Genomic DNA, 7,732 nt, shown 5'->3' with positions numbered 1-7,732 from the left:
GGTATTAGGTGCGCTGCGAAAGCGGAGCAGTGCTTGAAATGCTTTAGCCCTGCAGCGCCTCGAGCAGGCTGACCGCCGCCATCAAGTCGCGCTTGCGGGCCGAACGGCGCGCCATCGCCTCGGCATCCTGGCCCCAATGCTCGATCTGCCAATCCTCGTCGACATGGGCCGCGGCCCAAGCTTCCTCGGCGTCGATCTCGCCGAAATCGACGGCCAAGGCCAGCAGCGCCGATCCGGTCAGCGACGTCATGACATGGATGGCGGCCAGCCGCATCGGCTCGGCACGCTGGCCAAGATGTGCGCCGAGCACGGCGATCGCTTCGCGCGGCTGCTCGACATGGATGACGCCTTCGGCAAGGTTGAAGCGCGCGCCGAGGCTGCTGCGCGCCCAGTCGAGCACCGGATCCCAGAGCTTGTTCTGGCGGTCGACCAGTCTCTGCGGGCCGTCGGCGCGATAGCAAAGAAGATCGGACGAGGCGAAGCGCAGCACGTCTTCCAGCACCGCCTGCGGATCGGAGGCGACGCCGTCGATGGCGGTGTTGACGAGCCGCATGACGGGCATCGTCACGGGATCTATGACCTCGCTCTGCGCGCTGAATTCATCGGCCACAAGTGACGCAGCCTTTTCAGTCGGCAGCACCATCACGGCCTTGCCTGGCGTGCGCACCGGCCTGCCGTCCAGATGGATGGCAAAACCGTTCTCGACGGGAGCCACCGAAACAGCCTTGTAGAAACGCTTCGGCAGCGGCGTCTTCATCTGGATCTGGGCGCGCCGCACCGGGTCGGGATCGGAGAGCAGTTTTCCGGCTTCGAGGTCTTCGAGGATATCGCGCATGCCGAACTCCCTAAACTGTAGGCTGCCTGCGCGCCGGTCGGTTGACGATGATCAGTCCGGCGGCGATCAGGCCGAGCGCCAGGATTATCCTGACCGTCGGCGGCTCGCCCAACAACACCGCGCCGCACAGGACGCCGAACACAGGCGACAGGAAGGCGAAGCTCGACAGGCTTGCCGCCGGATAGCGCGTGAGCAGCCAGAACCACAACACATAGGTGAAGGCGACGATATAGAAAGACTGGAACAGCAGCGCCAGTGTCGGCAAAGAGGCAACCGCGCGGATCGGCGGGCCGGCGAAGGGCATCACCAGGGCGCCGACAATAGCGGCGCCGGCCAACTGGTAGAGCAGCAGCTTCTCCGCGCGCGTCTCGACCAGCTTCGATCGCTTGATGACGATGCTGGTGGCCGCCCAGAGAATGCCCGAGCCAAGACTGAGCAGATCTCCGGTCAGCGTTGCGTCGCCGCCGGCAACGATGCCGTCGGAGAAAACCGTCGCCAGGCCGCAAAAGGCGAGAACAAGCCCACCGAGCTTGCGCGCGTTGATGCGCTCGCCCAGCAGAAAATGTCCGCCGATCAGCACCCAGAACGGCATGGTGTTGACCAGGAGCGTGTTACGGGCAACGGTGGTGTATTCGAGCCCGATATAGAGGCAGAGGAACTCGACGCCGAAGAGCACGCCGACGACGATGCCGGCGGTCAGCGTCCCGTCCGCTTCGAACAGCCTGATGCCGCGGAGCTGGCACCAGGCGAACACGCAGGCTCCCCCGATAAGCGAACGGGCGACCGACACGAAAACAGGGTCGTAACCTGCATAGGAGACCTTGGCGGCGACGTAGTTCAGCCCCCAGGAGAAGGTCAGCCCGACCATGATGGCCGCCGCCGCCATGTCGACCGCGTCGCGGCGACCCAGTACGGGCGCAGCAGTCAAATCTCAGTCCTCCGCGCTCTGTTCGTCAAAACCGAGAAGGTTCCAGCTCTGGCGCATATGCGGCGGCATTGGCGCGGTCACGTCGATCACGCCCTGGTCGGGATGCGGTATGACAATCCGGCGGGCATGGAGATGCAGACGGTTCTGGATGCCGCCCGGAAATTCCCAGTTGGTGTCGGCCTCGAAATATTTGGGATCGCCGATGATCGGGCAGCCGATATGGGCGGCGTGGACGCGAAGTTGATGGGTGCGGCCCGTGTAAGGCTCCATTTCCAGCCATGACAGCGACTGTGCCGCCTGCTCGACGACGCGGTAATAGGAGACGGCGTGATCGGCGCCCTTCTCGCCATGCTTGGCGATGCGCACGCGGTCGCCGTCCGGCGTCGCCTCCTTGACCAGCCAGGTCGAGATCTTGTCCTCTCGCTTCGGCGGCACGCCCTTGACCAGCGCCCAGTAGGTCTTCTTGGTTTCGCGCGCCCGGAACGCTTCCGACAGCTTCATCGCGGAAAGGCGGGTGCGGGCGACGACCAGCACGCCGGACGTGTCGCGGTCGAGGCGGTGGACGAGGCGCGGCTTTTCGCCCTTCTGGTTGCGCCAGGCTTCCAGCATGTCGTCGACATTGCGGGTGACGCCTGAACCGCCCTGCACCGCCAAGCCAGCCGGCTTGTTGAAGACGAAGACTTTCGGGTCCTCGTGCAAGAGCATCTTGGCGAGCACTTCGGCATCGCCCTGGTTGCGGATCGAGTGGCCGGTGAGCGGAACGTCGCCCTTCTTGTCGACGTCGAGCGGCGGGACACGTACGGATTGGCCGGGCTCGACGCGCGTGTCGGCCTTGACCCGGCCGCCGTCGACGCGGATCTGGCCCGAGCGCAAGAGCTTTTGCAGGTGGCCGAAGCCGAGGCCCGGATAATGGACCTTGAACCAGCGGTCGAGCCTCATGCCCGCCTCGCCGGCCTCAACCGTGATCTGTTCGACACCTGCCATGGATACGCTTTTCCGTTTGAAAGCGGCGCCATAGCACTAAGGCGAGGATGTTGCGAGCCAAAGACCCAACAAAGCCGGACGATTACCCCAATCGTCGCGCTGGATGCCGTCCAGCCTGGTCGCTCAGTTGCCGGAAGATGGCGGCGATACCACGCAAACCGTCGAGCGCGTCAGGAATCGCCTCTCGCGGCCATTGTCGAGCGAGAACATGCCGCCCCTGCCCTTCACCACGTCGATGACAAGGTCGGTGTGCTTCCAGGCCTCATATTGCAAGGCGCTGATATAGACCGGCGTGTCGCCGATCTCGCCGAGCTTCACGTCATTGTCGCCGATCATGAACTCGCCGCGCGGATAGCACATCGGCGACGAGCCGTCGCAGCAGCCGCCGGACTGGTGGAACAGAACCGGCCCGTGATCGGCGATGATCTCGGCAAGCAGCGCCTCGGCCTCCGGCGTGGCCGTCACTTTGCCCAATGAAGCACTATCCATCAAAACCTCCTCCAACTGACGGGAGGACGCGGATGAACCGCGCCCTCCTCTTTGCCCTGGGAGGATCAGAAGAAGCCGAGCTTCTTGGGGCTGTAGCTGACCAGCATGTTCTTGGTCTGCTGATAGTGGTCGAGCATCATCTTGTGCGTCTCGCGGCCGATGCCGGACTGCTTGTAGCCGCCGAAGGCGGCATGCGCCGGATAGGCGTGGTAGCAGTTCGTCCACACGCGTCCGGCCTGGATGGCGCGGCCGAAGCGGTAGCAGCGGTTGGCGTCGCGGCTCCAGATGCCGGCGCCGAGGCCATAGAGCGTGTCGTTGGCGATCGACAGCGCCTCGCCATCGTCCTTGAAGGTCGTCACGGACACGACAGGGCCAAAGATCTCCTCCTGGAAGATGCGCATCTTGTTGTTGCCCTTGAACACGGTCGGCTTGACGTAATAGCCGCCGGCTAGGTCGCCCGGCAGATGGTTCTGCTCGCCGCCGGTCAGCACCTCGGCGCCTTCCTGGCGGCCGATGTCGAAGTAGGACAGGATCTTCTCCAACTGCTCGCTCGATGCCTGGGCGCCGATCATGGTGGCCGGATCGAGCGGGTCGCCCTGGACGATCGCCTCGACGCGCTTCAGTGCGCGCTCCATGAACTTGTCATAGATCTTCTCATGCACCAGCGCGCGGCTGGGACACGTGCAGACCTCGCCCTGGTTGAGCGCGAACATGACGAAGCCTTCGATCGCCTTGTCGAAGAAGTCGTCGTCTTCGGCCGTCACATCCTGGAAGAAGATGTTGGGCGACTTGCCGCCGAGCTCGAGCGTCACCGGGATGAGGTTCTGGCTGGCATATTGCGAGATCAGGCGGCCGGTCGTGGTCTCGCCGGTGAAGGCGATCTTGGCGATGCGGTTCGAGGATGCCAGTGGCTTGCCGGCCTCCAGGCCGAAGCCGTTGACGATGTTGAGCACGCCTTCGGGCAGAAGGTCGCCGATCAGGTCGGCCCACAGCATGATAGAGGCGGGTGTCTGCTCGGCAGGCTTGAGCACCACGCAGTTGCCGGCGGCAAGCGCCGGCGCCAACTTCCACACCGCCATCAGCAGCGGGAAGTTCCACGGGATGATCTGGCCGACCACGCCGAGCGGTTCGTGGAAGTGGTAGGCGACGGTGTCGTGATCGATCTCGGAGATCGAGCCTTCCTGGCTGCGCAGCACACCGGCGAAATAGCGGAAATGGTCGACGGCCAGGGGAAGGTCGGCGGCTGTCGTCTCGCGGATCGGCTTGCCGTTGTCCCAGGTCTCGGCGAGCGCCAAAAGGTCGAGATTGTCTTCCATGCGGTCGGCGATGCGATGGAGGATCAGAGCGCGTTCCGCGGGGCTGGTCCTGCCCCAGGCGTCCTTGGCTTTGTGCGCGGCATCGAGCGCTGCCTCGATGTCGGCCGCATCCGAGCGGGCGATCTCGCACAAGGGCCGTCCGGTGACGGGCGAGATGTTCTCGAAATATTTGCCGGAATGCGGCGCCTTCCACTTGCCGCCGATGAAGTTGTCGTAACGCTTGGCGAACGGAACCTTGGCTGCGCGCGAGAATTCCACCTTGTTCATGTCTTCCTCCCGTAAAGGCGCGCCGCGGGATGCGGCGCGTTGGCGGAGGATTTTGCGGATGGTTGCCGCCTTGTCAGCCGGGGGCCGGGCGATCGCGGCCGCCGAGTGTCGCAGAACTGCGACAGGTCAGATCAGGAAATCAATGCGGGCGGCGGATTTCGAAACGGGCGAGCTTGCGATGCAGCGTCGCGCGCGAAATGCCGAGATTTTGGGCTGCCGCCGAGACATTGCCGCCGGCCCGCGCCATCGCCCGCTGCAACGCGCCGCGCTCGGCGTCGTCGAGGTCTTCCTTCGCCTTTGCCTGGTCGCCGAGAACGTCGGCGGCCAGCAAACCCCGGGCCAGGGCTTCGCCTGTTATTCCCAGTGCAAGCCGCGCCGACCGGCTCGCGCCAATCACCAGGTCATCCTGGTCGACCGCGATCAGCGCGCCGGCCCCGCGCTCGGCGACCGGCGCCAAAAGGATGCGGGCGCTGGAATATACCATGCGGAAATTCTCCGCCTCGATGCGGCGCGCGGCATCGCCAACCGCGACGGAGATGAGCTGGACGAATCCCTCCGTCAGGTCCGAACGGCAGGACGATACGTCGAGCGCGGCCGCCAGATTGCCTTCATGGTCATAGACCGGCGCGGTGGTGCAGCTCAGCAGCGTGTTGCGCGAAAAGAAATGCTGGTCGCGATGGATGGTCAGCGCCCGCTGCTCGGCAAGGCAGGTGCCGATGCCGTTGGTGCCTTCACTGTCCTCACTCCAGACCGTGCCGGTCCACAGGCCCCATTCGTCGAAGGTTTCGTCGTCGGCGACCGCGCCCCGGCGCTCGACGGGGATGCCGTCGCGGTCGGCCAGCATCACGCAGCAACCAACTCCGCCGACCGCCTGATAGAGCCGGTTGAGGCTTGTCTCGGCGGCGCGGATCATCCGCTCCATGCGCTGGCGGGCCCCTCTCAACTCGCCTTCGGTCAGCCGCCTGGGCGCCTTGCGCTCGGCCGGATCGAGATGGTGCAGTTGCAGCGAGCGCCGCCATGAGGCCACCAACGCCGAATGGGCTGCGTCGCTTTTCGCGATCGAAGCCTGGACCAGATCCGCATGCACGGCGGTTTGCCGTCCGATCAACCCTATCCTCCCGGTGAGCGGAACCTCCTTCCGCTCCGTCGCCATGCTCGCAGGAACATAGCCGACAATCCAAAGCGGTTCGGCCTTTGATACAATTGCCGACCGCGCAGGCATTTGATTCCAAGCAATTCCACGCGGAAAACGCCTGGAACTGCTCCGGAGTTCTAAAGGTCGCGGTGTATCGGCGCCATAGGACGTTGGTTTAAACGGGACCCGGCCGCCAGGGCCGAATCCCGGAGCTTGCAGGGATCAGTTGGCGGCGGCCTTCGGCTTGGACGAGCCGATCATTTTCCAGTTCTTGTAGAAGACGGAATTGATGCGCTCCACGCTGACCGAGACGATGGCGAGAAGGCCCGCGATCAGCCTCGGGAACGGGGATGGCCGGATGATGTCGACGAAGACGCAGTAGCGGCGACCGTCATATTCGTTGACCGAGCGGTGGAACAGCGTGTCGTCGAAGATGAACAAAGGATTGTCGTACCAATAGTTCTTCTTGCTGCCGCACTGGACGAAGATCTCCGCCTGCACCGGGATCAGATTGTAGAGGATGCGCAGGCTGAGCCGCAGCGGACCGAAATGCCAGGACGTGGATTCACGCTTGCTGAAAACGGATACTGCGATCGTCTTGATGTATTTGTAATCCTTATTGAATTCGGGAACGTTGTCGATCTTGTGCTTGCCGTACCACTGGTAGACATACATACCGCGCCGGCCGGCGCCGAAATTGGCGTCGATGTCGGCGATGATCTCGTCCTTGCGGGCTTTGAAGACGCCCAGGACCTCGTTGATCTCGCGCTGATAGTCCTCAGGGAACTGCTCGGGCTTCCAGACACCGGGGTTGCGGTAGCAGAGTAGGTCGACGATCAGGTTGAACGGCGACAGCAGCCAGGTGAACAGGCCGTTGCCGAGGAAGTAGCGCTCGAACAGGTTCCGGTTCTTCCGGTCGTTGCGCATGACGTCGATCAGGCCGCAGACGACCCAGATCGCCGTGATGATCGGGATAAAGTAGAAGGCGAGCGCGAGAACCACGACCGCGATGGCGGCCTTGCGGAGCGACTTGACGGTTTGCTTTTTCATTGTCATTCGCGCGGGAGCGCGATCCTGTTCCATGGGACAAAATCACGGCGACCCCCGCCAGCCGTGCGTCTTGATAGGATTTTTTGTTTCCCGGCACAATGCCGACGCACGGGTCCAAGCGGTCTGCCAGTGCAAATATTTGGAGCGGTCTACTCCACTTCAGCGCCATGTCCCGTCGGGCCGCGCAATTCAGCTGTTCCGTTCGCTGCGCAGCTTCGCCCAGTACTCCAGCCGCTTGCGGATATCGCGCTCGAACCCGCGTTCCGGCGGATCATAGAAGGTGTGCCGACCCATCTTCTCCGGAAAATAGTCCTGGCCGGAAAACGCGTCCGGCTCGTCATGGTCGTAGCGATAGCCGGCGCCGTAGTCCTCCTCTTTCATCAGCTTGGTCGGCGCGTTGAGGATGTGCTTGGGCGGCAGAAGCGAGCCGAACTCCTTGGCCGCCGCGGTCGCGGCCTTGAAGGCTGTGTAGACGGCGTTCGATTTCGGCGCGGTGGCGAGATAGACGGCCGCTTGGGCGAAGGCGAGCTCGCCCTCGGGCGAGCCAAGATAGTCATAGGCGTCCTTGGCCGCATTGGCGACGACAAGCGCCTGCGGATCGGCGAGCCCGATATCCTCCACCGCCATGCGCACGAGCCGGCGGCCGAGATAAAGCGGATCCTCGCCGGCATCGAACATGCGGGCGAGGTAATAAAGGGCCGCATCCGGGTCGGAGCCGCGCACCGATT

General features: G+C 63.8%; 7 protein-coding genes and 1 pseudogene. All 8 read right to left on the bottom strand.

Translation table 11 applies throughout. The features are described 5' to 3' along the window. Nucleotides 1-43: 43 nt before the first annotated feature. On the bottom strand, nucleotides 44-835 hold the full coding sequence (locus tag EOD07_RS14880; RefSeq protein ID WP_127236012.1) for an ATP12 family chaperone protein: 792 nt from the start codon (nucleotides 833-835) through the stop codon (nucleotides 44-46). 10 nt (nucleotides 836-845) lie between these two features. Further along, nucleotides 846-1,721, bottom strand: a complete 876-nt coding sequence (locus EOD07_RS14875; RefSeq protein ID WP_127236013.1) for a DMT family transporter — start codon at nucleotides 1,719-1,721, stop codon at nucleotides 846-848. 45 nt (nucleotides 1,722-1,766) lie between these two features. After that, nucleotides 1,767-2,747, bottom strand: a complete 981-nt coding sequence (locus tag EOD07_RS14870; protein WP_127236011.1) for an RluA family pseudouridine synthase — start codon at nucleotides 2,745-2,747, stop codon at nucleotides 1,767-1,769. 123 nt (nucleotides 2,748-2,870) lie between these two features. Next, on the bottom strand, nucleotides 2,871-3,236 hold the full coding sequence (locus tag EOD07_RS14865) for a DUF779 domain-containing protein (RefSeq protein WP_127236010.1): 366 nt from the start codon (nucleotides 3,234-3,236) through the stop codon (nucleotides 2,871-2,873). 65 nt (nucleotides 3,237-3,301) lie between these two features. Next, on the bottom strand, nucleotides 3,302-4,819 hold the full coding sequence (adh, locus tag EOD07_RS14860) for an aldehyde dehydrogenase (protein ID WP_127236009.1): 1,518 nt from the start codon (nucleotides 4,817-4,819) through the stop codon (nucleotides 3,302-3,304). Between the two features lie 139 nt (nucleotides 4,820-4,958). Then, nucleotides 4,959-5,927: a helix-turn-helix domain-containing protein gene (locus tag EOD07_RS14855; RefSeq protein WP_245470150.1), complete on the bottom strand. Its 969-nt coding sequence runs from the start codon at nucleotides 5,925-5,927 to the stop codon at nucleotides 4,959-4,961. A gap of 249 nt (nucleotides 5,928-6,176) precedes the next feature. Next, nucleotides 6,177-7,004 carry an aspartyl/asparaginyl beta-hydroxylase domain-containing protein gene (locus tag EOD07_RS14850; RefSeq protein ID WP_040983439.1) on the bottom strand — a complete coding sequence of 276 codons (828 nt, stop codon included), beginning with the start codon at nucleotides 7,002-7,004 and terminating at the stop codon, nucleotides 6,177-6,179. Between the two features lie 189 nt (nucleotides 7,005-7,193). Continuing rightward, nucleotides 7,194-7,732: pseudogene (locus tag EOD07_RS14845) on the bottom strand (replication-associated recombination protein A); the annotation flags it as partial.

It is taken from the genome of Mesorhizobium sp. M2C.T.Ca.TU.002.02.1.1 (assembly GCF_003997225.1).
Note: the sequence above shows the minus strand (reverse complement) of the source record. Positions and strands in the feature narration are given on the sequence as shown.

Bases quoted from the DNA above. Each gene is read 5' to 3' on its own strand.
- EOD07_RS14875 (WP_127236013.1), bottom strand. From the start codon at position 1,721: ATGGCGGCGGCGGCCATCATGGTCGGGCTGACCTTCTCCTGGGGGCTG.
- EOD07_RS14865 (WP_127236010.1), bottom strand. From the start codon at position 3,236: ATGGATAGTGCTTCATTGGGCAAAGTGACGGCCACGCCGGAGGCCGAG.
- EOD07_RS14880 (WP_127236012.1), bottom strand. From the start codon at position 835: ATGCGCGATATCCTCGAAGACCTCGAAGCCGGAAAACTGCTCTCCGAT.
- adh (WP_127236009.1), bottom strand. From the start codon at position 4,819: ATGAACAAGGTGGAATTCTCGCGCGCAGCCAAGGTTCCGTTCGCCAAG.
- EOD07_RS14870 (WP_127236011.1), bottom strand. From the start codon at position 2,747: ATGGCAGGTGTCGAACAGATCACGGTTGAGGCCGGCGAGGCGGGCATG.
- EOD07_RS14850 (WP_040983439.1), bottom strand. From the start codon at position 7,004: ATGAAAAAGCAAACCGTCAAGTCGCTCCGCAAGGCCGCCATCGCGGTC.